Annotated in this window: 1 protein-coding gene; it reads right to left on the bottom strand. The window is 42.5% G+C overall.

The features are described 5' to 3' along the window. Positions 1-3 precede the first annotated feature (3 nt). Positions 4-428 (bottom strand): transcription/translation regulatory transformer protein RfaH (gene rfaH / locus BCT81_RS05030; RefSeq protein WP_102423419.1); only part of this gene is annotated, 425 nt, incomplete at its 5' end.

Below are 428 nucleotides of genomic sequence, written 5' to 3' on the forward strand. Positions count from 1 at the left end.
CATTTATGCGTGAGCTTGTAGTGCTTCGTTCTCAATACTGATAGGAACCACTTGGCTGATCATTTTTACGAGCATAATAGAGCGAGCTTCACCATCTTTCTGATGGAAAATCGCTTCAATACCAGCGAACTGGCCACTCTTAATCTTAACCACCTGCCCAGACTCAAACTCAACACAACAATCTTCAGTTTCGTTACTGCAACACTTCTCAAACTCTTTAAGTTCAAAAACTAAGTCACCTTGGACTTCATGCGGTCTTGCGCCGAACTTAATAAAGTCCACTACGCCGCGCGTTGAACGAACAGTAGTAAAACTCGGCCCTTGTTCATAATCAAATCGAACAAAGACGTATGAAGGAAATAGCGGTTCTTTGACCACCTTTTCTTTCCCTCTAACCACCTTTTCGACTTCTATTTGTGGGTAAAAGC

It is taken from the genome of Vibrio sp. 10N.261.52.A1 (assembly GCF_002876325.1).
Lineage (GTDB): Bacteria > Pseudomonadota > Gammaproteobacteria > Enterobacterales > Vibrionaceae > Vibrio > Vibrio chagasii.